The sequence below is a fragment of the Phenylobacterium sp. genome, assembly GCF_035475775.1.
Lineage (GTDB): Bacteria > Pseudomonadota > Alphaproteobacteria > Caulobacterales > Caulobacteraceae > Phenylobacterium.
The window spans coordinates 1-23961 of sequence record NZ_DATIMC010000060.1 but is presented as its reverse complement, the minus strand read 5'-3'; the positions used below and the strand labels follow the sequence as shown (position 1 = coordinate 23961).

25 protein-coding genes are annotated in these 23961 nt (G+C 70.7%); 12 read left to right on the top strand and 13 right to left on the bottom strand.

All coding sequences use genetic code 11. From position 1 onward, the window contains the following. Nucleotides 1-138: 138 nt before the first annotated feature. The 4 genes from VLI41_RS07255 to VLI41_RS07240 form a co-directional block, all read right to left on the bottom strand. Nucleotides 139-864, bottom strand: a complete 726-nt coding sequence (locus VLI41_RS07255; RefSeq protein ID WP_325267401.1) for a methyltransferase — start codon at nt 862-864, stop codon at nt 139-141. Between the two features lie 83 nt (nt 865-947). Continuing rightward, nucleotides 948-2591 (bottom strand): glucose-6-phosphate isomerase, encoded by a 1644-nt coding sequence (gene pgi, locus VLI41_RS07250; RefSeq protein ID WP_325267400.1) that lies wholly within the window; start codon nt 2589-2591, stop codon nt 948-950. 18 nt (nt 2592-2609) lie between these two features. Then, nucleotides 2610-3230, bottom strand: a complete 621-nt coding sequence (locus tag VLI41_RS07245; RefSeq protein WP_325267399.1) for a redoxin domain-containing protein — start codon at nt 3228-3230, stop codon at nt 2610-2612. Further along, nucleotides 3230-5356: a protein-disulfide reductase DsbD family protein gene (locus VLI41_RS07240; protein ID WP_325267398.1), complete on the bottom strand. Its 2127-nt coding sequence runs from the start codon at nt 5354-5356 to the stop codon at nt 3230-3232. Before VLI41_RS07240 ends, VLI41_RS07245 begins: the two co-directional genes overlap by 1 nt. A 139-nt stretch (nt 5357-5495) precedes the next feature. Here VLI41_RS07240 and VLI41_RS07235 point away from each other — a divergent pair, with 139 nt between their 5' ends. From VLI41_RS07235 to VLI41_RS07225, 3 genes are read left to right on the top strand one after another with little or no spacing between them, the layout of a single operon-like run. Continuing rightward, complete coding sequence (locus tag VLI41_RS07235) at nt 5496-5888, top strand: acyl dehydratase (RefSeq protein WP_325267397.1); 393 nt, start codon at nt 5496-5498, stop codon at nt 5886-5888. Between the two features lie 8 nt (nt 5889-5896). After that, nucleotides 5897-6448, top strand: coding sequence for a DOMON-like domain-containing protein (locus tag VLI41_RS07230; protein WP_325267396.1), 552 nt, complete (start codon nt 5897-5899; stop codon nt 6446-6448). Then, nucleotides 6445-7647, top strand: a complete 1203-nt coding sequence (locus VLI41_RS07225; protein ID WP_325267395.1) for a DUF1343 domain-containing protein — start codon at nt 6445-6447, stop codon at nt 7645-7647. The genes VLI41_RS07230 and VLI41_RS07225 overlap by 4 nt, the downstream gene beginning before the upstream one ends. Here the strand turns inward: VLI41_RS07225 and VLI41_RS07220 are convergent. The 3 genes from VLI41_RS07220 to VLI41_RS07210 form a co-directional block, all read right to left on the bottom strand. Further along, nucleotides 7641-8384 carry a hypothetical protein gene (locus tag VLI41_RS07220; protein ID WP_325267394.1) on the bottom strand — a complete coding sequence of 248 codons (744 nt, stop codon included), beginning with the start codon at nt 8382-8384 and terminating at the stop codon, nt 7641-7643. The two genes, VLI41_RS07225 and VLI41_RS07220, sit on opposite strands and share 7 nt — an antisense overlap. A gap of 53 nt (nt 8385-8437) precedes the next feature. Further along, nucleotides 8438-9241, bottom strand: coding sequence for a SapC family protein (locus VLI41_RS07215; protein ID WP_325267393.1), 804 nt, complete (start codon nt 9239-9241; stop codon nt 8438-8440). 166 nt (nt 9242-9407) lie between these two features. After that, nucleotides 9408-10085 carry an MgtC/SapB family protein gene (locus VLI41_RS07210; RefSeq protein ID WP_325267392.1) on the bottom strand — a complete coding sequence of 226 codons (678 nt, stop codon included), beginning with the start codon at nt 10083-10085 and terminating at the stop codon, nt 9408-9410. A 146-nt stretch (nt 10086-10231) separates the two neighbouring features. On the opposite strand from VLI41_RS07210, the gene VLI41_RS07205 reads away from it, so the two are divergent. The 3 genes from VLI41_RS07205 to VLI41_RS07195 all read left to right on the top strand — a co-directional run bounded on the left by VLI41_RS07205 (nt 10232) and on the right by VLI41_RS07195 (nt 12003). After that, a complete protein-coding gene (locus VLI41_RS07205; protein WP_325267391.1) occupies nt 10232-11116 on the top strand; it encodes a MaoC/PaaZ C-terminal domain-containing protein in 885 nt (294 codons plus the stop codon). Nucleotides 11117-11149: 33 nt separating this feature from the next. Beyond that, complete coding sequence (locus VLI41_RS07200) at nt 11150-11671, top strand: DUF1003 domain-containing protein (RefSeq protein WP_325267390.1); 522 nt, start codon at nt 11150-11152, stop codon at nt 11669-11671. Nucleotides 11672-11754: 83 nt separating this feature from the next. Beyond that, nucleotides 11755-12003 carry a DUF6582 domain-containing protein gene (locus tag VLI41_RS07195; protein WP_325267389.1) on the top strand — a complete coding sequence of 83 codons (249 nt, stop codon included), beginning with the start codon at nt 11755-11757 and terminating at the stop codon, nt 12001-12003. Between the two features lie 3 nt (nt 12004-12006). Here the strand turns inward: VLI41_RS07195 and aguB are convergent, their stop codons facing one another. The 3 genes from aguB to VLI41_RS07180 all read right to left on the bottom strand — a co-directional run bounded on the left by aguB (nt 12007) and on the right by VLI41_RS07180 (nt 17405). Continuing rightward, complete coding sequence (aguB, locus tag VLI41_RS07190; protein WP_325267388.1) at nt 12007-12885, bottom strand: N-carbamoylputrescine amidase; 879 nt, start codon at nt 12883-12885, stop codon at nt 12007-12009. Then, nucleotides 12885-13889, bottom strand: a complete 1005-nt coding sequence (locus VLI41_RS07185) for an agmatine deiminase family protein (protein WP_325267387.1) — start codon at nt 13887-13889, stop codon at nt 12885-12887. The genes aguB and VLI41_RS07185 overlap by 1 nt, the downstream gene beginning before the upstream one ends. Before the next feature lie 117 nt (nt 13890-14006). Then, nucleotides 14007-17405, bottom strand: coding sequence for a TonB-dependent receptor (locus VLI41_RS07180; protein WP_325267386.1), 3399 nt, complete (start codon nt 17403-17405; stop codon nt 14007-14009). 233 nt (nt 17406-17638) lie between these two features. On the opposite strand from VLI41_RS07180, the gene VLI41_RS07175 reads away from it, so the two are divergent. Then, nucleotides 17639-19207, top strand: coding sequence for an ArnT family glycosyltransferase (locus VLI41_RS07175; RefSeq protein WP_325267385.1), 1569 nt, complete (start codon nt 17639-17641; stop codon nt 19205-19207). Here VLI41_RS07175 and msrA read toward each other — a convergent pair. From msrA to VLI41_RS07160, 3 genes are all read right to left on the bottom strand, one after another. Continuing rightward, complete coding sequence (gene msrA, locus VLI41_RS07170) at nt 19161-19760, bottom strand: peptide-methionine (S)-S-oxide reductase MsrA (protein WP_325267384.1); 600 nt, start codon at nt 19758-19760, stop codon at nt 19161-19163. The genes VLI41_RS07175 and msrA overlap by 47 nt on opposite strands. Before the next feature lie 220 nt (nt 19761-19980). Continuing rightward, a complete protein-coding gene (locus VLI41_RS07165) occupies nt 19981-20634 on the bottom strand; it encodes a 3-oxoacid CoA-transferase subunit B (protein WP_325267383.1) in 654 nt (217 codons plus the stop codon). Then, complete coding sequence (locus VLI41_RS07160; RefSeq protein ID WP_325267382.1) at nt 20634-21368, bottom strand: CoA transferase subunit A; 735 nt, start codon at nt 21366-21368, stop codon at nt 20634-20636. Before VLI41_RS07160 ends, VLI41_RS07165 begins: the two co-directional genes overlap by 1 nt. Nucleotides 21369-21430: 62 nt before the next feature. On the opposite strand from VLI41_RS07160, the gene VLI41_RS07155 reads away from it, so the two are divergent. From VLI41_RS07155 to VLI41_RS07135, 5 genes are all read left to right on the top strand, one after another. Continuing rightward, the gene (locus VLI41_RS07155) at nt 21431-21904 is read left to right on the top strand and encodes a nuclear transport factor 2 family protein (RefSeq protein WP_325267381.1); all 474 of its coding nucleotides are present in this window, start codon (nt 21431-21433) and stop codon (nt 21902-21904) included. A gap of 11 nt (nt 21905-21915) precedes the next feature. Further along, on the top strand, nt 21916-22155 hold the full coding sequence (locus VLI41_RS07150; RefSeq protein WP_325267380.1) for a hypothetical protein: 240 nt from the start codon (nt 21916-21918) through the stop codon (nt 22153-22155). Nucleotides 22156-22203: 48 nt separating this feature from the next. Further along, the gene (locus tag VLI41_RS07145) at nt 22204-22818 is read left to right on the top strand and encodes a peptidylprolyl isomerase (RefSeq protein ID WP_325267379.1); all 615 of its coding nucleotides are present in this window, start codon (nt 22204-22206) and stop codon (nt 22816-22818) included. Beyond that, nucleotides 22815-23186: an EthD domain-containing protein gene (locus tag VLI41_RS07140; RefSeq protein ID WP_325267378.1), complete on the top strand. Its 372-nt coding sequence runs from the start codon at nt 22815-22817 to the stop codon at nt 23184-23186. The genes VLI41_RS07145 and VLI41_RS07140 overlap by 4 nt, the downstream gene beginning before the upstream one ends. Continuing rightward, nucleotides 23183-23961, top strand: a 779-nt coding sequence (locus VLI41_RS07135; protein ID WP_325267377.1) for a site-2 protease family protein, incomplete at its 3' end; no start/stop codon positions are given. The genes VLI41_RS07140 and VLI41_RS07135, both read left to right, overlap by 4 nt.

The following is a 23961-nucleotide window of genomic DNA, read 5'->3' as shown; positions in this document are numbered from 1 at the left end:
GCGGGATAAAGTGGGCGAGGCCCGGCGACGGCACGCCTCGATGTCCCAGCCGCATCCACGAGAATACGCAGAAGAATCCGGCGGAGCTTTCGACGTTTTCTGCGTCTTCTGCGGTTTCGAATGAGGCCGCCGCGCGCCTCAGCGGGGCTTGCGGAAGCGGAACAGGAACTGGTCGGTCTTGCCGCGGATGGCGGGGTTGAAGACCGTCTTGGTGTGGTCGTCGGCGGGGTTGGCGAGGACGTCGCTCGAGCCGTCGAACTTGAAGCCGGCGGCCTCGACCTCCGATTTCACGGCGGCGGGATCGATGCGGTGCAGGGTCTCGGTGGCCGAGAGGCCCGTCCCCGGCGCGGCGTGGTCCAGCACCACGAACACGCCGCCCGGCTTCAGCGCCGCATAGACCGCCCTGTTGAAGGCCGGCACGTCGGCCGGGCCCATGAACTTGTCGTGCAGGTCATGGTAGTTCTGGCGGATGAACACCGCGTCGAGACCCTTCGGCAGGTCCATGTGGTCGATCGGCGGCGTCGAGACCACGACATTGGCGTAGGCGGGCTGCGAGGCGGTCGTCTTGAGCAGGCCCACGACTTCCGGGTGCGCCTTGACCACCTCCGCCGGCATGACCGCGTAGACCTTGCCTTTGGGGCCGACCGCCTGGCTTTCCGCGCGCACGAAGCGGCCCGCCACGATGTCGGCCACCGTTTCGCCGGGCTTCAGCCCGATGAACGCGATCACCTCCTTGGCTTTCAGGGCCGGATCGGTGAGCGCATCGGCGGGGGCCGGCGGCTGCTGTGCGTAGGTGACGGCCACGGGCGCCGCGCACATGAGCGCCAGGCCGATGGCGAACGCCGTTCCGTTGAGCTTGTTCATGAATCCCTGCCCCAGAGCCCGCCGCGCAATGCGGCATCCGACCTAAAGACGATCTTGCCTTCGCCGGACCGACAACGCCACTCCTACGCGGAGCGGCCCGAGGGGGGTAGGTTCAACTTCTGGATCAGGGCGGCGGTGGAGGGGTCGTGGGGACCGGCCCTTCCGCCTTCGAGCTCCGAGAGCACGCGGACGGCGAGGGTCTTGCCGAGCTCGACGCCCCACTGGTCGAAGGAGTTGATCCCCCAGAGCACACCCTCCACGAACACCTTGTGCTCGTAGAGCGCGATCAGCGCGCCCAGCCGCTCGGGATCGAGCCGGTCGAGCAGGATGAAGCTCGAGGGCCGGTCGCCCGGGAAGGCGCGCTGCGGGGCGAGCGCGTCGATCTCGGCCGGCGGGCGGCCGGCGGCCTCGAGCTCGGCGCGGACCTCGGCCTCGGAGCGTCCGACCATCAGCGCCTCGGCCTGGGCGACCGCGTTGGCGAGCAGCTTGCGCTGGGCGGCGGGGTCGCCGTCCGAGCCCCCGCGCACGGCCACGATGTCGACCGGAACCACGTCCGTCCCCTGGTGCAGGTACTGGAAGAAGGCGTGCTGGCCGTTGGTGCCGGCGTCGCCGAACACGGCGGTCGCGGTGGCATGGGCGACCGGGCGGCCCTCCGCGTCGACGCGCTTGCCGTTGGATTCGGTCTCGAGCTGCTGCAGGAACGCGGCGAAGAGGCGAAGCCGCTGGGCGTAGGGCACGACGGCGCGGACGCGGCGCTTCAGCCCGTCTCCGTTGAAGACGTGGGCCAGCGCCAGCAGGACCGGCGCATTCACCTCCAGAGGCGCCTGCCGGAAATGGGCGTCCATCGCCGCGCCGCCCGCGAGCAGGCGCTCGAACGCCTCGAACCCGAGCGCCACGGCGCAGGAGAGGCCGACCGCCGACCAGACCGAGTAGCGACCCCCGACCCAGTCCCAGAAGGCGAACACCTGATCGGGTGCGACCCCGAAAACCTGGGCCTTGTCGGGCGCGGCGGAGACGGCGACGAGATGACTGTCGCCTCTCGGCCCCAGCGCCGCGCGCAGCCAGCCGCGCGCGGCCTCCGCGTTGGTCAGCGTCTCCAGCGTGGTGAAGGTCTTGGAGACCACCACGACCAGCGTCTCGGCCGGATCGAGCCCGCTCAGCGCCTGGGCGAGCTCGGCCGGGTCGACGTTGGCGGCGAAACGCAGGTCGATCTCAGGGTCGAGCGGCTTCAGCGCCTCCCAGACCAGCCTGGGTCCGAGATCCGAGCCGCCGATGCCGATATGGACGATGGCGCGCAAGGGCTTGCCGGTCGCGCCGCGCCTGGCGCCGGAGCGGACCGCCTCGGCGAAGCTCCGCATCCTGGCCCGCATCGCCTCCACCTCGCGCGAGACCGGCGTCCCGTCGGCGCGGAACCCGGCGCCTTGCGGCGCACGGAGCGCCATGTGCAGCGCGGCGCGGCGCTCCGAACGGTTGACGGCCTCGCCCGCGAACAGCGCCGTGCGCGCGGCTTCGACCTGCGAGGCGCGGGCCAGGTCCAGGCAGACCTCCAGGTCGGCCAGCGACCAGGGCTGCTTGGAGAAATCGAGGTCGAGGCCGGCGGCGCTGAGCGACAGCCGCGCCAGACGCTCGGGCTCGGCCTTGAAGAGATCCGCGATCCGGCGCGCGGCCGCGCCGGCCGCTGCGGCCTCGAGCCTCGTCCAGGCGGCCTCGGTCTCAGGCGGGTCCATGCGGCTGCATCCTCGCCATCACGACAGGGGTGGATACTTGACGCTGCAGCCGTAGGGGCGGGTCACGGGATGGGCGATCGGGCGATGTGCCTCGAGGTCCGCCAGCGCGTCGGCCACGTAGTTGTCGGCGCCCTTCAGGCTCTTGGGGTCGGTGAAGGGGCGATCGTCGATGCCGCCCATGTAGACGAGCCGCCCGTCGCGATCGATGACGAACATGTGTGGCGTGGTCTTGGCCTCATAGGCGCGGGCGAGCCGGCCGTCGGAATCGATCAGCACGGCGGTGGCGTGCGAGCCGACCTTCCTCTTCCAGGCGCGCACCTCGGGCGGGGTCATGTACTCGGCGCTGGTCCTGGGCGCGGTCATCACGGTGAACCAGACGACGCCCTGGCGGCGGGCCTTGGCCTGCAGGCGCTGCATGTTCCCGGAATCGTAGTGCTTGTGGCTGTAGGGGCAGGCGTCGCTGGTCCACTCGAGGACGACGATCCTGCCGCGGTCGTCGGCGAGCGCGCGGACCCGGTCGCTGGCGTCCGTGGCCTGGAAGTCGGGCGCAGGCTGATCGATCTGCGGCCCGGCGAGGGCCGGCCCAGCGATCCCCAGCGCCGTGAGCGCGACCAATGCTGTCCGACGCGTGAACCCCATCACCCCGCCTTCGCGGCGCCGGCGTCGAGGGCGTGGATGACGACGCCTTGGGTGAGGATGGCGGGCAGGATCACCGGCTGGGCCCCGCCCGCGCCATAGACCAGGTACAGCGGCACGCCGGCCCGGCCGAAGCGGGCGAGCTCGGCGGCGATCGCCGGGTCTCGGCGCGTCCAGTCGGCCTTCAGGTAGGTGAAGCCGTCGCGCTTCATGGCCTGGGCGACCGGAGGAGTGGAGAGCACGACGAGATCATTGACCTGGCAGCTCACGCACCAGGCGGCGGTGTAGTTGACGAACACCGGCTTGCCGTCGGCGCGCAGGGCGGCGAGCTTCTCGGGCGAGTAGGACGAGCCGGCCAGGTCGGCCCGCGGGGCGGCCTGCGCCCGGGCTGCCCCCTGGCCGTACGGCGGTGAGATCACCGCCACCGTCGCGACCGCGACGAGCGCCACGCCGAGCAGTCCGAGAGCGCCGCGCCGGCCGTCGGCCGCCACGGCCTGACGACGTTGCTCCAGGCCCAGCAGCCAGGCGGCGAACGCGAGCACGATGGCGGCGGCCAGGATGCGGGCGAGCGCCGCCTCGCCCGCCTGGATGGTCAGCACCCAGACGAGCCACGCGGCGGCGGCGTACATCGGGAAGGCGAGCACCCTGCGGAACACCTCCATCCAGGGCCCCGGCCGCGGCAGGCGCGCCAGCAAGCCGGGGACGAAGGTCACCGCCACGAACGGCGCGGCGAAGCCCAGGCCGAGCGCCAGGAAGACCGCAAGCGCCGCGGCCGGCGGCTGGGTCAGGGCCCAGCCCACGGCCGCGCCCATGAACGGCGCCGTGCAGGGCGCCGCCACGACCACGGCCAGCACGCCGGTGAACACGTCGCCCGCCAGCCCCCCGCGCGCGGCGAGGCTCGATCCCGCGCCCTGCAGCGAGGTCCCGACCTCGAACACCCCGGAGAGGTTGAGCGCGACGGCGGTCATCAGCAGCGCCAGCACCGCGACCACCGGCGGCGACTGCAGCTGGAAGCCCCAGCCCACGGCCGCGCCCGCGGCCTTCAGCGCGATCAGCGCCGCCGCGAGCGCCAGGAAGGCGGCCAGGACGCCCGCGCCGAAGGCCAGGCCGTGGCGGCGCGCCTGCGCCTGCTCGCGCCCGCCATGCGCGGCCAGCGAGGCGGCCTTCATGGCGAGCACCGGGAAGACGCAGGGCATCAGGTTGAGGATCAGCCCGCCCAGGAAGGCGAAGAGCGCCGCCGGAAGCAGGCTGAGGCTCCCGCCCAGCGCCGCCTTCGGGAGCGGCGGGCCCAGGCCGCCGGCGCCGGCCGGCAGCGGGCCGGGCGCGGCGGTGAGCTCGTAAGCCTTCCCGTCGATGGCGAGAACGCCCGCCAGCGCCTTCGGCTGGGCACCCCCCTGGAAGGCGTAGCCGGGGACGAGCGTCAGCGTCAGGCCGGCGGGGCCGCGGTCGAGGCCCTGCGGCTTGGCGTGGTCGATGACGGTGGAGTCGTAGGGATAGAAGTAGGCGTCGCGGACGTCCGCGCCCTTCAGCGGTCCGCCCACGATCCCGAGCGCCACGGCTTGGCCGCGCCTGGCGAAGGCGGCGGTGAGGGCCGCGGACCGGGGGGCGGCGGCGAGCGCCTTGGCGATCGGCCCGGCCCATCTCGGATCCGGCGGCGCCGGGGCGGCGGTCACCGGCAGGGCGATCTGCAGCCGGGCGTCCTCCGGGACGCAGATCTCCTTGCAGACCAGGAAGGACGCCTTGGCCGTCAGCACGGCGGTCTGGCCGGGCCGCGCGTCGGCCGCGGCGATCACCGGGACGGGCAGCAGCACCTCGCCCTCGTAGCCATAGTTCACCAGCGGCCCGACCGGCAGCCGCCTGGGCGTCGGCCAGACGAAGGCGCCGGCCTTCCAGCCCGCCGGCAGCGTCCAGGCGAGCGTCGTCGCCTCGCCGGAATCGCCGGCGTTGCGCCAGTAGGTGTGCCAGCCGTCCTGGATCTTCTGGCGCAGCGCCACGTACACGGTCTGGCCCGGCGCGATCCCTTGCGTCTGCGACACCAGCTCGGCCGTGAGATGGCCGGTGTCGACAGCCTGCGCGCGGGCGGCGCCGCAAAAGGCCAGGGCGGCCAGCATGGCTGCAAGCCAGCGCATCATCACCTTCGAACCTCGCCCCGCGACAGGATCCCGCGGCTATATGGCCTCTCCGGGGCGGCCGCGCAAAGCGAGGCTCGACGGAGGGGGCCGCACCCCGCCATCATCGGCGAATCGCCCCGCCCTTGGAGAGTCCGCCGTGCCCGCCCGCTTCGACGAGATCGAGATCGGACAGGTCGTCTCCCTGGGGGCGATGGCCGTGGAGCCGCAGGTGCTGGCGAGCTTCATCGCGGCCTTCACCCCCGGCTGGGCGGCGGAGCGCGGCGCGCCGGACGCCATGGTCTACGCGATCTGGGCCAAGCTGGATGCGGTGGCGCACACCGACTGGCCGCAGACCAAGCGGCTGGGGGTCGACGCGCTGCGCTGGGTGAGGAACCCGCCGGTGGGCGAGCTGCTGCGCGGCCGCATGACGGTGATGGCCAAGGACCCGGTGGGCGAGGACAAGGGCATCGTGATCTGCCAGCACGATCTCCTGGACGAGGCGGGGCGGCTGGTCTTCTCCTGTCTCACCCGCGGCGTCTTCGCCCGCTGAGACGGCGCATGCGGGCCGAGCTGATCCGACATCCGGCCTTTTCGTGCGACGCCGTGTCCGCCATCGCGGTGAAGGTCGAGCGGTCGAGCGCGGGCGTCCTGCGGCTGCGCTATGTGGCGAGGGGAGTCACCGACGGGCTGACCGTGCCGCCGCCCGCCCCGGCCGAGCGCACGGACGAGCTCTGGAAGACCACCTGCTTCGAGGCCTTCGTCCGCGCTGGCGAGGGCTCGGCCTACTATGAGTTCAACCTGTCGCCGTCGTCGCGGTGGGCGGCCTATCGGTTCGACGGCTACCGGGAACGCATGCGGCCGGCGCAGGAGATCGCCCAGCCCCTGATCGCGCTGCGCCGCGCGGGCGAGCGGCTGGAGCTGGAGGTGAGCCTCGGCCTCGGCGGGACCGACCTGCCGGCCGAGACGCCCTGGCGGCTGGGGCTGAGCGCGGTGATCGCCGAGACGAGCGGGCGCTCCTCCTATTGGGCGCTGGCGCATCCGGGCCGGCGGCCCGACTTCCACGACGCGATTGGCTTCGCGCGCGAACTTCCCGTAACGGAGCGGCCATGAAATTCGGCATCGACCGGCTGATCGCCGAGCCCGAGCTCAGGAAGCCGCTGGAGGGCCGGCGCGTCGCGCTGGTGGCGCACCCCGCCTCGGTCACGCAGGACCTGACGCACTCGCTCGATGCGCTGGCGGCGCTGCCGGGCATGAAGCTCTCCGCCGCCTTCGGCCCGCAGCACGGGCTGCGCGGCGACAAGCAGGACAACATGGTCGAGAGCCCGGATTTCGACGATCCGATGCACGGGGTGCCGGTGTTCAGCCTCTACGGCGAAGTGCGCCGCCCGACCGGGCAGTCGATGCACACCTTCGACGTGGTGCTCATCGATCTGCAGGACCTGGGCTGCCGGATCTACACCTTCGTGACCACCCTGCTCTACGTGCTGGAGGCGGCCGCCCAGCACGGCAAGGCGGTGTGGGTGCTGGACCGGCCGAACCCGGTCGGCCGGCCGGTGGAGGGGCTGACGCTTCGGCCCGGCTGGGAGAGCTTCGTCGGCGCCGGGCCGATCCCGATGCGCCACGGCCTGACGCTGGGCGAGCTCGGCCGCTGGTTCGTCCGCCACTTCGATCTGGACGTCGACTACCGGGTCATCGAGATGCAGGGCTGGCGCCCGGACGAGGGGCCTGGATTCGGCTGGCCGCTCGGCGAGCGGGTCTGGGTGAACCCTTCTCCCAACGCGCCGAACCTGTGGATGGCGCGGGCCTACGCCGGGACGGTGATGCTGGAGGGCACGACGCTCTCGGAGGGCCGCGGCACCACCCGGCCACTGGAGCTGTTCGGCGCGCCGGACATCGACGCCCGCGCCGTCGCGGCCGAGATGCGCCGCCTCGCGCCCGAGTGGCTGGCGGGCTGCGCGCTCCGCGACTGCTGGTTCGAGCCGACCTTCCACAAGCACGTGAAGCAGCTTTGCGCAGGCGTGCAGATCCACACCGAAGGGCCGGTCTACGACCACGCCCGCTTCCGGCCGTGGCGGGTGCAGGCGCTGGCGTTCAAGGCGATCCGGCGGCTCTACCCGGACTATCCGCTGTGGCGCGACTTTCCTTACGAGTACGAGCTCGAGAAGCTGGCCATCGACGTGATCAACGGGGGACCGGGCTTGCGCGAATGGGTCGACGATCCGGCGGCCGAGCCGGCCGACCTGGACGCGCTCGCCCGGACCGATGAGGCGGCCTGGCTGGAGGCGCGGCGCGAGGCGCTGATCTACTGAGCCGCGCGCTGACGCGGCAGGCTGAACATCGTCCGGTCCGCCGGCGTGAAGCTCAAGGCCTCGATCACCCGCTCGCGCTCGGCGTGGGCGGGATCGCCGTCCTCGCTGCGGATCCGGAACGGGACGCGCACCGGCCCCACCTTGCGGTAGTCCGAGTAGGACACGGTCATGGGGCGCGGCCCCGTGCGGTCGACCATGCGGGCGAGAAGATGCGTGCGGCGGTCGAACCACAGCTCGCGCGGCCGCCCGCCCACCGGCTGGATGCGCAGCACGTCGAAGGCGGCGCCGGCGGGCCCGCGGCGGACGCCCAGCGCCTCGGCCTTGGCGTCGAAGCGGCCGGTGTAGAAATAGGCGTGGACGCGGAAGAACGCCTCGGTGCGCGCCGCCGCCACCGTCGGGCGATCGTCGACGCCCGTGACCCGCCCATCGGGGTAGATCTGCCAATCGCCGCCGCCGTTGAAGCCGTGGATGTGCAGGCCGGCGGGCTCGTGCGTCTCGACGCGCATCCCGTAGCGCACGGGATCGAGCCAGGCCTCGTAGCGCAGGCCGCCGTCCTGGCCCGTCTCATGCCAGCCGCGCAGCAGGTTCCAGCCCGCGCCGCCGCTCGCCGCCCGCGCCTGGGCGAGCACCGCGAGCGCGGCGGGGGAATAGCGCTCCGCGTGGGCGTGGGTCGCGGCCACCGCCGTGAGCACAGGCAATGCGAGCGCGAGCACGAGGGATTTGAGGCGCGAGGTCATCGGGCCCGCGACCAAGCGCGCAAGGGTGTCGGCAATGCGGCGCTGAGCGGGGTCTAAGCGTTGGCGGCCTGCGGCTGGGCGGGCGCGCGGGCCATGGCCAGCGCCACCAGCCGGTCCCAGCCCACCAGCGACATCAGGTGCGCATAGATCTGGCCGAGCGCGCCGTTGTCGCGCAGCTCGATGAACTTCTCCGCCGGAAGCTTGTTCAGCTTCTCCTCCGACACGCCGAAATATTCGGCGATCTTCTGGGTTTCCGCCGGCGTGCCGTCGGGATTGGTCGGCGTGAAGGTGGCGGTCTTGGTCTCGAAGAGGTCGAGGTCCTTCAGGAGCTGCACGAACGCGACCGTGCGCCGGCGCTCGGTCTCGAAGTTGTTGCAGAACTCCATGCAGCGCTTGGTGTAGTCGCTGGGCTGGTTGTCCGCCTCGAAGAACGGCATCTCGCCGCCCTCCACGATGAAGTCCGCCGCCCGGTCGATGCACAGCACCATGCGGTCCTGGGTGTCGTCGGTGGCGAACACGAACGGATAGCGGCGGATGTAGGCGGGGATGTAGACGCCCGGCTCGAACAGGCCGTTCTCCTGCACGAACATGTTGTCGCCGGCGTTCAGGCCCATGACCGCGATCGGCATCTTGTCGTCGCCGACGAAGATGATCGGCCCGGAAATCGCCGCCAGCGGGAACTCGCCCACCGTGAGCGGCACGGCATGTCCGGACTTGGCGAAGCTGAACGGCGTGTCGATGGTCTTGACGCCCAGCTTGCCGTGCAGCTCCGGATTGAGCGGCTCGGGCTTCTGGTAGAACAGGACCGTGCCGGAGATCTCGCCGAGATTGGCGGGCTGCTGGGCGGTGGTGGCCATGGAGAACCTTCGAGCAAGAGAGCGGCGGCGCAGGCGGCGGACGCCCGCCCGCGAGGTCGCTGGCTTCTAGCCGATCGGGCGCCGGGCGGCAATTGAGGCGCCTCGCCGCTTGCGGAGCGGCCGAGGTTCGGGAGGCGCAAGTCATCTCCCGAAATCGGGCCAGGGATCACACGGCTCTCACCTCCTCCACCGAAAGGACGGCCGCCGCGTTCTCGATCAAACGGATCAGGTCCGCCGTGTCCCTCGGTGAGACCCGCGACAGCACGAGCCTGATCTCGTCCTCGTCGCCGTCTTCGCTGGGCTGCAGCACGAGCCGCTTGATCCTGGTCGAGCGCGACCCGAGCGCGTCCTCCACGATCCCGGCGGAGAGCTCCCCGCGGCGCCCGCGAATGCGCAGGTCGAGCGAAACGTGCGTGGCCCGGTACTGCTCCTCGATCGGCTTCAGGCCGGCCAGGATCACCAGGATGATCAGCGTCGCCGCGACGGCGGCCGTATAGAGCCCCGAGCCCGCCGCCAAGCCTACTCCCGCCACCGCCCAGACGCTGGCCGCCGTCGTCAGGCCCTTCACCGCCTCGTTGCGGAAGATGATCATCCCGGCCCCGAGGAATCCGATGCCGGAGACGACCTGGGCGGCGACCCGGGAAGGATCGAGGACGACGTGGGCCCCGAGCACGTCCTGGAAGGCGTAGGCGGAGACGATCATCGCCAGGCACGCGCCGACGCTCACCAGCATGTGCGTGCGCAGGCCGGCCGCCCAACGCAGCCGCTCCCGCTCCCAGCCGATCGCGCCCCCCAACGCGGCGGCCAGCACGAGCCGCAGGACGAGCTCCCACTGAGCCAGCATGTCTAGGCGACTCCTTCTGCCGGGCGCCGGGCGAGCATCGCTTCCGCCGAAGCGATGGGCAAGCGGCCCCCTTGCCCCTCCGCCCCGCAGAGGCTTCACTTCGGGAATTGGAGCGAGCCCGCCGCCGGGCCGCGGGAGGATTTCCGATGCCGATCTATTACCCCGACATCCTGGAGCAGAAGACCGAGCCCAGGACCTTCGCCTACGGCGACAAGGACGTGATGCTCTATGCGCTGGGGATCGGCATGGGCCGCGACCCGATGGATGGGCGCGAGCTGCCGTTCGTCTATGAGAAGGGGCTGAAGGTGGTTCCGACCGCGGCCACCGTGCTGGCGGCGGGCGCCAGGCGCGCCGCGGCCCAGGCCGCGCAGCAGAAGCCGGGGCATCGGGTGAGCGAGCTCAACCGCGTGATGGTGGTGCATGGCGAGCAGAAGGTGGAGCTGCACAAGCCGCTGCCCGCCTCGGGCAGCTTCACCGCCCAGAGCCGCACGGTCGGGGCCTACGACAAGGGCAAGGACAAGGGCGCGGTGGTGGTCAACGAGACGGTCTGGACCGACGAGTCCGGCGAGAAGGTCGCCACGCTCACCGGCTCGACCTTTGCGCGCGGCGACGGCGGGTTCGGCGGACCATCGGAGGGCGCGCCCGAGCCGCACCAGGCGCCCTCGCGCAAGCCGGACCTCTCCGTGCCGTTCGAGACGCGGCCGGACCAGGCGCTGATCTACCGCCTGAACGGCGATCGCAATCCGCTGCACTCCGATCCGGAGTTCGCCAAGCGCGCCGGGTTCCCGCGGCCGATCCTGCACGGGCTGTGCACCTACGGGATCACCTGCCGGGCGGTGCTGCAGGAGATCGTCGACTACGACGCCGAAAAGATCCTCTCGCACCAGGCGCGGTTCTCCGCCCCCGTGTTCCCCGGCGACGTCGTCACGGTGGATTTCTGGAAGGACGGCGACGTGGTCTCCTTCGAAGCGCGCGTGCTCGACCGCGGGGCCACGGTGATCAAGAACGGCAAGACCGTCCTGCGGCGCTGAACCGGCGGCCGGGGACGCGGAAGGGGGATCACCATGGCTGCGGTCATGACGGCGAAGCACGCGCTCGGCGCGGACGAAGCGAAACTGCTCGGCGAACTGCGCGCTCTTCGGCGTAGCCAGCGGGCGCACGCGCCGGACGCGCACATCCCTCGGCTCACGCTCGGTCAGCGGGTCGCCGACCAGGTCGCCGCGAACATGGGCTCGTGGCGGTTCATCATCATCCAGTCCGCCGTGCTGGTCGTCTGGATCGCCCTGAACCTCACCGCCTACGTGCGGCACTGGGACCCCTATCCGTTCATCCTCCTGAACCTGGCGCTGTCGTTCCAGGCCGCCTACGCCGCGCCGTTCATCATGATGAGCCAGAACCGGCAGCAGGACATCGACCGCCAGCAGGCGGCGAACGACTATCGGGTCAATGTGAAGGCCGAGCTGGAGATCGAGCTGCTGCACGACAAGATCGACGAGCTGCGCGGCAAGGAGGTGCTGGCCCTGACCCAGGCCGTGGAGAACCTGACGAACCTGCTGCGCAAGTCCGAGGGGGGCCGCGGCGACTGACTGCCCGCGGCGCGAACCTGCGGCCCCGATCGTCCGTTGCACGGGCGCCGCCCGCATCGCGGCGCATGCGAAAGGTCCGCGCCATGAGCAAGCTGAACGAGTCCGACCGCGACAAGATTCCCAGCCGCGAATACGCCTTCCCGAAGGAGCGCAAGGAGCCGCTGGAGGACGCCAGCCACGTGCGCAACGCCCTCGCCCGGTTCGACCAGGTGAAGGGCGTCAGCGACGCCGAGCGCGACGAGGCCTGGAAGCGCATCCAGGCGGCCGCCAAGAAGTTCGGCGTCAAGCTCGAGGAGCGCAGCTGGCGCGAGCTCGGGAAGTCGAAGGACTGAGAGCTACGCCGGCCGGCCCTGGGTGAGGCCGCCGTAGAGGTCGGGGCGGCGGTCGCGGAAGAAGCCCCAGGCGGCGCGGTGGGTGGCCAGGAAGTCCAGGTCGAACTCGGCTGTCAGCACGCCCTCGTCCTCGCGCCCGACCGCCGCGACCAGATCGCCGCGATGGTCGGCGATGAACGACGAGCCATAGAACAGCTGGCCGCCGTTCGGATAGCCGGCCCACGGTTCGAAGCCGGTGCGGTTGGCGCCCACCACCGGGATCACGTTGGCGACGGCGTGGCCCTGCATCGCCCGGCGCCACGGCGCGGCGGTGTCCAGCGTCGGGTCGTGCGGCTCCGAGCCGATCGCGGTGGGGTAGAGCAGCACCTCGGCGCCCAGCAGCGTCATGGCGCGGGCGGCCTCGGGATACCACTGGTCCCAGCAGATGCCGACGCCCAGGCGCCCGCGCCGGGTCTCCCAGACCTTGAAGCCGGTGTCGCCTGGCCGGAAATAGTACTTCTCCATGTAGCCAGGGCCGTCGGGGATGTGGCTCTTGCGGTAGACCCCGAGCAGTGCGCCGTCGGCGTCGGCCATCACCACGCTGTTGAAGTAGTGCGGCCCCTCGCGCTCGAAGATCGAGATCGGGATCGCGACGCCCAGCTCCTGGGCGAGCGGGGCGAGCGCCGTCACGCAAGGGTGCTCGCGCCAGGGGTAAGCCTCGCGGAACCAGCGCTCCTCCTGGGCGACGCAGAAGTACGGGCCCTGGAACAGCTCGGGCGGCAGCACCACCTGGGCGCCCTGCGAGGCGGCCTCGCGCACGAACTCGGCGGTCCTGGCGATGTTGGCCGCCATGTCGGCGCCATAGGCCGACTGGATGGCCGCCACGGTGATCTTGCGGGCCATCAGGCGGGCTCCTGCTGGGTGATGCAGTGGAAGGAGCCGCCGCCGGTCAGGATGGTCTTCGACGGCAGGCCGATCACGGCGCGGTCGGGGAACAGGTGCTCGAGCGCCTGAACCGCAAAGCGGCCGGCGTCCTCGTTGTAGACCGGCACGATCACCGCCTGGTTGGCGATCAGGAAATTCATGTGGCTGGCCGGCGCGGGCTTGTCGTCGCTGTCGTCCACATAGCCGGGCGAGGGGATGCGCACCACCTGAAGCGCCCGTCCCGCCGCGTCGGTCATGCCGGCCAGCCGTCGCGCCGCATCGTCGTAGGCCGCAGCGTTCGGATCGCTGCGGCCCCAGGCCATCGGACAGGCGACCACGCCGGGCGCAACGAGGCGGGCGAGGTTGTCGACGTGGCCGTCGGTGTGGTCGCCCAGCAGCCCCGCCCCGAGCCAGAGCACCTTCGTCGCGCCCAGGCTCGCCTCCAGCGCGCGCTCGGCGTCGTCCTCCCGCCAGCCGGGATTGCGGTTGCGGTTGAGGAGGCACTGGGCGGTGGTGAGGATGGTCCCCTCCCCGTCGTGGTCGAGCGCGCCGCCCTCCAGCACGAAATCGTGGCGTATCAGGGGGACGCCGGCGGCCTCGGCGATCTGCTCCGCGACCTCGTCGTCGTGCGCCAGCTGGTACTTGCCGCCCCAGCCGTTGAAGCGGAACGCCGCGGCGGTCGCCTGGCCGTCCCGGCGGCCGAAGATCGGGCCGGTGTCGCGCAGCCAGATGTCGCCGAAGCGGCCGGCGACGATCTCGACGCCCGCGACATCGCCGAGCAGCGCCAGGGCCGCCGCCTCGCCGTCCGGATGGCCGGTCATCAGCCTGACCCGCTCGCCGCCGGGGCCGGCCAGCGCGCGGGCCAGGGCCGCGACCTCGGCCTGCGCCGCCGCGAGGTCGCCCGCCCACAGCTCGGCATGGCTGGGGAACCCCAGCCACATGGCCCGGTGCGGCGCCCACTCGGCAGGTACGGCGATGCTCACGCGCCCTCGTCCGGAAAAGACGCGCGCAGATGGGCTGGGCGGGCCCCCGCGTCAAGCCCAAGTCGAAACGGGGGCGGCCCTGGCTGGACCGCCCCCGGATGCGCTTGGATCGCCCGATCAGAACTTGACGCGCGCGCCCACCTTGATGACCCAGGTGGGGGTCGGCGGCGAGGACGGCGTCTGCAGCGTCCCCTGCAGGCTCGCGCCGGTCTTGAACTGCTGGAACAGGTAGTAGTTGCCCGCGCCATGGCCCTGGGCGTTACAGGCGGTGACGTTCTGCGGGATCTTGGTGAGCGCGCAGTTGATCGCCACCACCGGCGCCAGGGCGAACGGGAAGCCGACCTGGCTGATCGCCCCCCAGTTCTTGTTGATCAGGTTTCCGACGTTGATGATGTCCATGTAGATCTCGGCCTTCGCCCGGCCGCCGGTGAAGAACACCGGGATCTCCTGGCCGATATGGATGTCGGCGGAGGCCACATCCTTCGAACGGAAGGCGTTGCGCGGGATGATCGAGCCTTCGTAGCCCTGCAGGCCGCGCGACTGGATGAAGGCGTTGAAGGCCGCCAGGTCGAAGGTGGAGGCGAACGCCACGTTCGGGTCGCTGGTGGCGGTCACCACCCCGCCCGCGCCCTTGGGCAGGTAGAGCAGCTGATGGTTGGTGCCGGTGGCCGCCTGGCCGAACAGCTGGTCCGCCGGGCCGGAGAAGCTCGGGGACTGGCAGCCGCCGCTGGAGGTGGTGCAGAAGGCGTAGCTGTAGGGCAGGCCCGCGCGATTGTAGGCGAACAGCCGGAAGGTCGTGAAGTTGTCGCCGAAGAAGGCGCGCTTGTAGCTGATCTCCAGCTTGTTCTGCCAGCGGATCTCGTAGTTCGAGGTGGCCAGCGCCGGGAAGTTCGGGTCGGCGGTGATGATATTGTTGAAGTTCGACGTCGCCACCGAGCTCGTGGCGGGCGTGACCTCGCGGACGCGCTGGTGAGTGTAGGTGTAGTCGAACGACAGACCCTTCGCCCAGCCGTCGTTCCACTCCTTGCCGAAGCCGAGCGCGAAGATCTTGGCGTCGCCCTTGGTGGTGTTGGTGAGCAGGATGTCGCTGCCGGCGGAGCGGCCGAGCGCATTCACGTAGCGCGTCGGATCATAGACCGGACGCCCGTCGGGGGCCGTGCCGATCACGTTGCGCAGCTCGAACAGGTCCTGGAAGTTCACCGCCTCCTTGGTCTTCGAGTAGTAGGCGTCGGCGTGCAGGCGCCACTCGTCGCCAAGCCAGCTCGTGTAACGCCCCAGGCTGCCGCCGAAGTCGGTGAAGTTCAGGTACTTCTGGGCCGAGACGGACGTCTTCCACACCGACGGCGGCTTGAAGTTCGGATCCAGGGCGTTGACGTTGCCGGTGCCGAGGTTAGCGCTGTTGGTGATGTCGTTCTGGGCGATCGCCGGGATCGAGGAGCCGGTCACGCCGGTCAGCGGCGCCGCGCAGGTGGCCGTCGAGCAGGTGTAGGTCTTCGAGCCGATGATGTTGCCGGTGTTCTGGAACGAATTGTAGAGCCAGACGCCGGGATTGCCGCCGGAGAACAGCCCGAAGCCGCCCGAGACCGTCAGCGTCGGATCCGGCTGCCAGTTGAAGCCGACCCGCGGCATCCACAGATCCAGGCCGTTGATCGTGGCGGTGTTCGCAAAGCCGTACTGGTCGAGGAACCGCGGGTTCAGGCGCGGCACGTCGTGGGTGGTGTAGCCTTCCCAGCGCACGCCGGCGCGCAAGGTGAGCTCCGGGATCGGGCGCCACTCGTCCTGCACGTAGAAGGTGGAGGTCTTGATCCGGACCGTGCCGGCCGCGGAGCTCGGGTTGTTGTCGAAGGCGTTCTGGTAGATCAGCCGGCAGGCGATGCCGGCCTGCAGATTGGCGATCGCGTTTCCGAGCCCGCAGCCCGAGGAGAAGGTGTAGGCGCCGGTCGCGTCCTGCACAAACAGGTCGAACTCGCGCAGATCCTCGAGCTCGTAGCCGCCGCTGATCACGTGGTCGCCGAGCGTGTAGCTGCCGCGGAAGCGGAGCTGGTAGTCGACGTTCTGCAGGTTGTTGGCCTGGCGCGAGAAATCCGGGCCGAGCAGGATCTGACCGCGCGACGGAAGCTGGACGGTGAACAGCGCGAAGGGCCCGGTGAACAGGTTGGTCGGCGTGTCCACCTCCTTGCGGCTGTACTCGATCTCGGTCTGGAAGCTGGGCGTCCAGTGCGAGTTCAGGTCGGCGACGAAGGAGGTGAGCTTCTGCTCCAGGGAGTAGTCGTTCGACTGCAGGTCCACCGCCTGCGAGTTCACGCTCGCGCCCGGCGTATTGTAGGTGGTGCCGTCGGTCTTCTGGTAGCTGACGAACAGGTGCTGGGTGTCGGTGATGTACCAGTCCAGCTTGCCGAACCACTTCTCGTCGATCACCGGGGCGGAGCCGCCGAAGTTCAGCGGATCGTAGCCGTACTTGGTCTTCAGGATGCTCTGGACGGTGCTCACGTCGGCCGTGGTCACCGCCGGGATCGGATTGGCTCCCGCAGCGTCGCCCGGCACCGTTCCGCCGCCGCCTCCGGTGCCCTGGAACTTCTCGTAGTCGAAGAAGAAGAACAGGTGGTCCTTCCAGATCGGGCCGCCGATGTAGACGCCCTTGTTGATGTCGCGGAACCTGGTGGCGATCCGCCGGTCGGCGGTCCCGTCGAACGCATCGGCGCCGATCTTGTGGCCCGCGGTGTAGTTGGAATCGCGCTCGTAGAAGGCGCCGCCGTGGAACTCGTTGGAGCCCGATTTGGTCACGACGTTCAGGATGCCGCCCTGGAAATTGCCGTAGCGCACGTCGTACGGGGCGACCTCGAAGTTGAACGCCTGGACGATATCGACGGAGAACGGCGAGCGCTGGGTCGGATAGCCGCCGTTGTTGAGGCCGAAGTCGTCGGACTGGCGCACGCCGTCGACGTAGACGGTGTTGGTGCGGCTGTTGGCGCCGGCCACCACCACGGCGTTGGCGTTGGTCGGGTCGATGGTGACGAAGGGGTTGAACCGCTCGAGGTCCTTCAGGTCGCGCGAGAAGCTGGGCGCCGCCTGGATGTCGGCGGAGGTGAAGGTGGAGCGCGGCCCGGTCTGGACGGCGGCGTTGGTCACCGCCCGCGTGCCGGTGACGACCACTTCGGAGACCGCGGTCTCCTCACGGAAGCTGATGTCCAGCGAATAGGGCGAGCCGATCGGGATCGCGCCGATGCGGATCGACTTCGAGGCGCCGCCGGGCAGGCTCGCCTTGACCGTGAAATCGCCCGTCGGGGGCAGGCCGCGGAGGCTGTAGAAGCCGTTCGAGGACGTGGCGGTGCTCACCGTCTGGCCGGTCTTGCTGTCCACGACGGCGATCGCCGCGCCGCCGGCCGGCTTGCCGCTGGCGTCGGTGACCGTGCCCGCCACCCCGCCGGTGATTTCCTGCGCCTGCACCGCGCTCGCGCCCGCGCACGCGAGGACGGACAAGGCTGCGCCGGCGGCGAGCCGCTTCATTGAAATCATCAGACACCCCCCTGATCATCCAAAACTCGCCGCCGCCGCTCAGCGGTCAAGGCGAGTCCCCGTCCGACCCTATAGCGCGGATTTTTCCGGGGTGGGCGACGGATTTGCTAGAGATGACAACGGGTCGCGCAGCTTGGCTGCAAGTGTGGCGCCGGCGCCCTTGCGGATCCTCGTCCGCTGTTCCGCCACATCGCGTCGTGATCTAGATTCCCTGGCGGATTCGAAGGAGCTCCATGGCGCGCGCGGCCTCCCTCACGCGACCGGATTCCGACTGGAGCGCGGCCCTGCTGCTCACCGCCGGCCTGACGCTCGCCAGGGTGGTGGCGCTGTTCCGTACGCCGCTGCAGCTCTATCCGGACGAAGCGCAGTACTGGCTTTGGTCGCGCGCCCTCGACTTTGGCTACTACTCCAAGCCGCCGATGATCGCCTGGGCGATCTGGGCGACGACGGCCCTCGGCGGCGACGCCGAGGCCTGGGTGCGGCTGGCCGCGCCGCTGTTCCAGGCCGGCGCGACGCTGGCGGTGTTTGCGCTCGGGCGGCGGCTCTACGGGGGCGCGGCGGGCTTCGCGGCCGCCGGGCTCTACGCCCTGATGCCGGCGGTGCAGATCTCCTCGGCGGTGATGGCGACCGACGCGCCGCTGCTGTTTTTCCTGGGCCTCACGCTGGTCGCCTATGCCGAGCTGCAGAGCGCCGAGGGCGGTGGACGGCTCGCCTGGGCGGCGGGCGTGGGCGCGGCGCTGGGGCTCGGCTTCCTCTCCAAGTACGCCGCCGTCTATGCGGTGATCGGGATCGTCTTGCACCTGATCGTGAGCCGCGAGGCGCGACGGGCCTGGACGCCGGGCGCGGCGCTCATCGCCATCGCGGTCTTCGCCCTGGTGCTGGCCCCCAACCTCGCATGGAATGCAGCGCACGGGTTCGCCACCTTCCACCACACCGCCGCCAACGCCGCCTGGGGCCAGGGCGGGGTCAATCCGGCCGGGCCGCTCGCGTTCCTGGCCAGCCAGTTCGCGGTGTTCGGGCCGATCCCGTTCGGGGCGCTGATCGCCGGTCTCGGGCTGGCGGTGCGACGCCGGGCGCTCGCCAAGCCCGACCTGTTGCTGCTGTGCTTCACCCTGCCGCCGGTGCTGATCGTGGCGGGCCAGGCGTTCCTGAGCAGGGCCAACGCCAACTGGTCGGGGGCCAGCTACCTGCCGGGCGCGGTGCTGGTCGCCGCCTGGCTGGTCCGCTGGCGGGCCCGCCGCTGGCTGGCCGCGGCGGTGGCGACCCAGGCGGCGCTGGCGGCCTTCGTGCTGCTCGCCCTGGCCCAGCCGCGCATCGCCGACGCCCTGGGCGCCTCGAACAGCCTGAAGCGGGTGCGCGGCTGGTCGGAGACCACCCGTCTGGTGATCGACCGGGCGCAGGCGGTCCAGGCCAACGGCGGTCTGAGCGCCGTGGCGGTCAACGACCGCTTCCTGTTCTACACCCTGGCCTACTACGGGCGCGGCTACTTCGGCCGCCCCGGCGCGCCGCCGCTCGTCTATTGGCTGCTGACCGCATCGCCGCAGAACCAGGCGGAGATGAGCGCGCCGCTGACGCTGGCCTTGGGCGCCCGAGTGCTAGGGGTGATCTACGAGGGCTTCCACCACCGCGAGATGCTGGCCGACTTCGCGGCCGTGCCTTGGCGCGAGATCGACCACATCGGCCTCGACCGCAAGCACCAGCGGCGGATCGACCTGTTCATCGGCGAGGGCTATCGCCCACAGCCGCGCGATCCGGTCACCGGGCTGCCGAAGCCGTCTTCATCCCGCCCCACACCGCCCTGAGCTGGGCGTCGCGCCCGCAGCCCACGCGGTAGGTCATGTAGGCCACCGGGTTCTTGCGCGCGTAGTCCTGGTGGTAGCCCTCGCCCATCCAGAAGGTGGTCGGACCGCGGATCTCGGTGGCGACGGGCTTGTGCAGCGCGCGGGCGACCTGCGCCTTCACCGCTTCGGCCTGCTGCTTCTCGCTCGCGTCGCCGGCGAACACCGCGGTGCGGTAGGTCGGGCCGCGGTCGCAGATCTGGCCGCCGGGATCGGTCGGGTCGATGTGATGGAAGAAGGCGTTGACCAGCTGCGGATAACTGATCTTCGACGGGTCGTAGGTGACCTTGATGGATTCCAGGTAGCCGTCGTGGTCTTCATAGGTCGGGTGCGGGCGGGTTCCGCCGGCATAGCCCACCACCACCTTCTTCACGCCGGGCGTGCCCTCGATGTCGTGCTCGGCCGACCAGAAGCAGCCGCCCGCGAACACCGCGGTCTTCAGCGCCGTGGCGGCCGGCGCGGCGGTGGCGGCGAGCAGCGTCGCGGCGGCGACGGCGGAAAACAGACGTGTGTTCATGGCTCTCAGGTTCCGATGCGTTCGGGAGATTATACGCAGCTTCGGACGAAATGGAGGCAGCGCCACCACAATGACCGTCATGGCCGGGCTTGTCCCGGCCACCCATAAGCCCGGACGACGCTGGCGTTCCTGAGCAGCACCGCTTGCGCGAAACCACGGAACTCGGTGTTTCTGGGTCCCCGGGACAAGCCCGGGGATGACGGCCGGTGAGGTGAGGAAGTTAGGCCGCGACCTTTTCCGCCAGCTCGAACCCTGGCTCGGTCTTGGCGCGGACCTCCTCGGGGGTCACGCCGGGGGCCAGCTCGGCCAGGGTGAGCGGGGTTCGGCCGCGGTTCACCTCGAAGACGCCGAGGTCGGTGACCACCATGTCGACCACGCCCTGGCCGGTGAGCGGCAGGGAACAGGCGTTGACCAGCTTCGGCGCGCCGGACTTCTCGACGTGCTCCATCACCACGACGACGCGCTTGACGCCGGCCACCAGGTCCATGGCGCCGCCCATGCCCTTGACCACCTTGCCGGGCACCATCCAGTTGGCGAGGTCGCCCGAGGCGGTCACCTGCATGGCGCCCAGGATCGACAGGTCGATATGGCCGCCGCGGATCATCGCGAAGCTGTCGGCGGAGGAGAAATAGGCCGAGGAGGGCAGCTCGGTGATCGTCTGCTTGCCGGCGTTGATCAGGTCCGGATCGGCTTCGCCCTCGTAGGGGAAGGGGCCCATGCCGAGCATGCCGTTCTCGCTCTGCAGGGTCACCGAGACGCCCGCCGGGATGAAGTTGGCGACCAGCGTCGGGATGCCGATCCCGAGGTTCACATAGAAGCCGTCCTGCAGCTCGGCCGCGGCGCGGGCGGCCATCTGGTCTCGCGTCCAGGCCATCAGACTTCCTCCCCGGCCGCCGCGCCGACCGCTTCCCTGGGCCGCGTCGTCGCCCGCTCGATGCGCTTCTCGTAGACCGCGCCCTGCAGGATGCGGTCGACGTAGATGCCCGGCGTGTGGATCGCGTTGGGATCGAGCGCGCCCGGCTCGACCAGCGCCTCCACCTCGGCGATGGTCAGCTTGCCGGCCGCAGCCATCATCGGATTGAAGTTCCGCGCGGTCTTCCGATAGACGAGGTTGCCCGCCCGATCGCCCTTCCAGGCCTTGACGATGGCGAGATCGGCGGTGAGGCCGCGCTCCATGACATAGCGCTCGCCGTCGAACTCGCGGATCTCCTTGCCCTCGGCCACCAGCGTGCCGACGCCGGTCCTGGTGTAGAAGGCCGGGATGCCCGCCCCGCCCGCCCGGATGCGCTCGGCGAGCGTGCCCTGCGGATTGAACTCCAGCTCCAGCTTGCCGGCGAGATAGAGCTGCTCGAACAGCTTGTTCTCGCCCACGTAGCTGGAGATCATCTTCTTGATCTGACCGCCGGCCAGCAGGATTCCCAGGCCGAAGTCGTCGACGCCGCAGTTGTTGGAAACGACGGTCAGGTCCTTGACGCCCGCGGCGCGGATCGCCGCGATCAGGTTCTCCGGAATGCCGCACAGGCCGAAGCCGCCGGCCATGATGGTCATGCCGTCGAAGAGCACGCCTTCCAGCGCCGCCTCGGCGGTCTTTCGCACCTTGTTCGCCATGCCTCGCCTCTTACGCCGCGGGGCGCTTCTTGAGAACCGGCGTTGGGCGATAAGCTTCCGCCATGCGCCGCCTGCCGATCCTCATCCTCTGCGCCCTGCCGGTCTTCGCCCACGCCGCGCCCGCGCGGCTGACGCAGGCCGGGGTCAGGGCCTTCGCAGCCCGGCAGGAGCGGGCCTGGAACGCCAGCGATGCGGCGGGCTTCTTCGGCCTCTTCACCCCCGACGCGCGCTTCACCGATCAAGCCCGCGCCAAGGACGGCCGCGTGGTGCCCTATGGGACCAGCACGCTCGCCCAGGCCCGCGCCCAGGCGACAAGCTTCTTCGCCAGGTCCAGGCACCATGAGACGAGCACGATCCGCAGCGTGCGGATCGCGCCGGACGGGCGCAGCGCCGTGGTGCTGGGCGACGAGGTCGCGGAGATCGCCACAGCGGGCCGCACGCGCCGGAGCTGCGCCGAAACCGAGCAGACGATCGTCCTCACGCCCGCGGGCTTGCGCTCGAAGGGCCAAACGGACACTCAGGTGGCGTGCCGTTGAGAGGGATGCGCGTGAGGGACCTGGCGGGCGATCTGGACTGGTGGCGGGCGACCCGGGGGGCTGCACACGCCGACCACGCGGCGATGCGCGAGGTGCTGGCCAGGCTGCACGCGTGGAAGGCCGAGCACGACAAGGACCGCGCCGGCCAGCCCGGGCCGTTCCTGCAGCTCGCCTGGGACGCGGTGTTCGGCGACGAGCACGCGCGGGTCGCCACGGCCATCGCCGAGATCGAGACGGTGCTGGGCGCCTAACCGGCTGGCCTCTTCTCCCGCGCGCCGGGAAGCCTCTAGAATGGGCGCATGCCGCAGATCGCCAGACGCGCCCTGATCGCGCTCGCCGCCGCCCTGATCGCCTTCCCCGCGCTCGCCCAGAGCGCCAACCCGAAGGTCAGGCTGCACACGCCCGAGGGCGACATCGTGGTCGAGCTCTACGCCGACAAGGCGCCGATCACGGTGAAGAACTTCCTGCACTACGTCGACACCCGGCGGCTGGACGGGGCGAGCTTCTACCGCTCGTCGACCCCGAAGGGGCAGACCACCTTCGACTACGGCATCCTGCAGGGCGGGCTGGGCACGGATCCCAAGAAGCTCTACCCGCCGATCCCCCACGAGAGCACGCTGAAGACCGGGCTCTCGCACACTGACGGGACCATCTCCATGACCCGCTGGGCGCCAGGCACGGCGACGGCCAACTTCTCGATCTGCGTCGGCGACCAGACCTATCTCGACGCCGATCCGAAGGACCCCAAGGGCAACCCGGGCTACGCGGCGTTCGGCAAGGTGGTCGAAGGCATGGACGTGGTGAGGAAGATCCTGGCCGAGCCGCGCGATCCCAAGAAGGGCGTGGGCGTCATGAAGGGCGAGATGCTGGCCCATCCGGTGCCGATCCTCACGGCGAGGCGGGTGGCGGGATGATCAAGCTGACCTTCTGCCTGGTGAGGCTGCCGCACCTGAGCCGCGAGGCGTTCCAGGCCTACTGGTTCGACCATCACGCGCCGCTGGTCGCCCATCACGCCGAGACGCTGCAGATCCGCCGCTATGTGCAGCTGCATTCGTCGCCGGCCGAGACCAGCGCGGCGATCCGGGCGAGCCGCGCGGCGCCCGAGGAGTTCGACGGCGTGGCCGAGCTGTGGTTCGACAGCCTGGAGGCGCTGGCCGCCAACAGCGAACGCCCCGAGGCGCGCGAGGCCGGCCGCATCCTGCTGGAGGACGAGCGCAAGTTCATCGACCTGCCGCGGTCGCCGCTCTGGTGGGGCCAAGAGCGGGTGATCGTGGGCGCGTGACCCAGACCGCCGTCCCCACGACGCCGCCGCAGCCCGGGCGACCCCAGCCCGCGCCCGCGCCGCCGCCGCCCAAGCCGCCGAACAACCTGGTGGGCCTGGCGCTGCTCGCGGGCTTCCTCGCGGCCGGCTGGGGGCTGGTCCGCGGCGTCGCGACAGGGCCCCTGACCTTCGCGTTCGTGATGCTGGGCTGGGTACTCTCGGTGATGGCGCACGAGTTCAGCCACGCGCTGACGGCCTACGTCGGCGGCGACCACACGGTGCGGGCGAAGGGCTACTTGGCCTTCGATCCCCGGCGTTACGGGGACCTCGGCACCAGCGTCGTGCTGCCGATCGTCTTCCTGGCCCTGGGCGGCATCGGCTTCCCGGGCGGGGCGGTCTATCTGCGCAACGACCTGATGCGCGGGCCGGTCTGGCGCGCGGCCGCCGCGCTCGCCGGCCCCGCGGCGACCTTCGCGATCCTGCTGGTTCTGAGCTTTGCGCTGTCCTTCTGGCGTGGGTGGGGACTTCAGACCCGAGGCGAGGCCACCCTGTTTGCGGCGCTGACCATGCTGGCGTTCCTGCAGGCGACGGCGTTGATCCTCAACCTGTTGCCGATCCCGGGCCTCGACGGCTTCGGCGCCATCCGTCCGTTCCTGCCGGCGAGCCTCACGCCACACATCCGTCGGGCGGAAGGTCTGGCCATGGTCGCCTTGCTGCTGGTGATCTTCGTGATCCCCGGCGCCAGCGCCTTCCTCATCCGCTGGGCCGCGGCCCTGAGCGCGGCGCTCGGCCTCGA

Excerpts from the sequence above, each read along its gene's own strand:
- VLI41_RS07210 (WP_325267392.1), bottom strand. The coding sequence starts at position 10,085 with ATGCTGGCTCAGTGGGAGCTCGTCCTGCGGCTCGTGCTGGCCGCCGCG.
- VLI41_RS07160 (WP_325267382.1), bottom strand. The coding sequence starts at position 21,368 with ATGGCGAACAAGGTGCGAAAGACCGCCGAGGCGGCGCTGGAAGGCGTG.
- VLI41_RS07205 (WP_325267391.1), top strand. The coding sequence starts at position 10,232 with ATGCCGATCTATTACCCCGACATCCTGGAGCAGAAGACCGAGCCCAGG.
- msrA (WP_325267384.1), bottom strand. The coding sequence starts at position 19,760 with ATGAACACACGTCTGTTTTCCGCCGTCGCCGCCGCGACGCTGCTCGCC.
- VLI41_RS07140 (WP_325267378.1), top strand. The coding sequence starts at position 22,815 with ATGATCAAGCTGACCTTCTGCCTGGTGAGGCTGCCGCACCTGAGCCGC.
- VLI41_RS07175 (WP_325267385.1), top strand. The coding sequence starts at position 17,639 with ATGGCGCGCGCGGCCTCCCTCACGCGACCGGATTCCGACTGGAGCGCG.
- pgi (WP_325267400.1), bottom strand. The coding sequence starts at position 2,591 with ATGGACCCGCCTGAGACCGAGGCCGCCTGGACGAGGCTCGAGGCCGCA.
- VLI41_RS07180 (WP_325267386.1), bottom strand. The coding sequence starts at position 17,405 with ATGATTTCAATGAAGCGGCTCGCCGCCGGCGCAGCCTTGTCCGTCCTC.
- VLI41_RS07215 (WP_325267393.1), bottom strand. The coding sequence starts at position 9,241 with ATGGCCACCACCGCCCAGCAGCCCGCCAATCTCGGCGAGATCTCCGGC.
- VLI41_RS07240 (WP_325267398.1), bottom strand. The coding sequence starts at position 5,356 with ATGCGCTGGCTTGCAGCCATGCTGGCCGCCCTGGCCTTTTGCGGCGCC.
- VLI41_RS07220 (WP_325267394.1), bottom strand. The coding sequence starts at position 8,384 with ATGACCTCGCGCCTCAAATCCCTCGTGCTCGCGCTCGCATTGCCTGTG.
- VLI41_RS07230 (WP_325267396.1), top strand. The coding sequence starts at position 5,897 with ATGCGGGCCGAGCTGATCCGACATCCGGCCTTTTCGTGCGACGCCGTG.
- VLI41_RS07255 (WP_325267401.1), bottom strand. The coding sequence starts at position 864 with ATGAACAAGCTCAACGGAACGGCGTTCGCCATCGGCCTGGCGCTCATG.
- VLI41_RS07155 (WP_325267381.1), top strand. The coding sequence starts at position 21,431 with ATGCGCCGCCTGCCGATCCTCATCCTCTGCGCCCTGCCGGTCTTCGCC.
- VLI41_RS07195 (WP_325267389.1), top strand. The coding sequence starts at position 11,755 with ATGAGCAAGCTGAACGAGTCCGACCGCGACAAGATTCCCAGCCGCGAA.
- aguB (WP_325267388.1), bottom strand. The coding sequence starts at position 12,885 with ATGGCCCGCAAGATCACCGTGGCGGCCATCCAGTCGGCCTATGGCGCC.
- VLI41_RS07200 (WP_325267390.1), top strand. The coding sequence starts at position 11,150 with ATGGCTGCGGTCATGACGGCGAAGCACGCGCTCGGCGCGGACGAAGCG.
- VLI41_RS07245 (WP_325267399.1), bottom strand. The coding sequence starts at position 3,230 with ATGGGGTTCACGCGTCGGACAGCATTGGTCGCGCTCACGGCGCTGGGG.
- VLI41_RS07225 (WP_325267395.1), top strand. The coding sequence starts at position 6,445 with ATGAAATTCGGCATCGACCGGCTGATCGCCGAGCCCGAGCTCAGGAAG.
- VLI41_RS07145 (WP_325267379.1), top strand. The coding sequence starts at position 22,204 with ATGCCGCAGATCGCCAGACGCGCCCTGATCGCGCTCGCCGCCGCCCTG.
- VLI41_RS07165 (WP_325267383.1), bottom strand. The coding sequence starts at position 20,634 with ATGGCCTGGACGCGAGACCAGATGGCCGCCCGCGCCGCGGCCGAGCTG.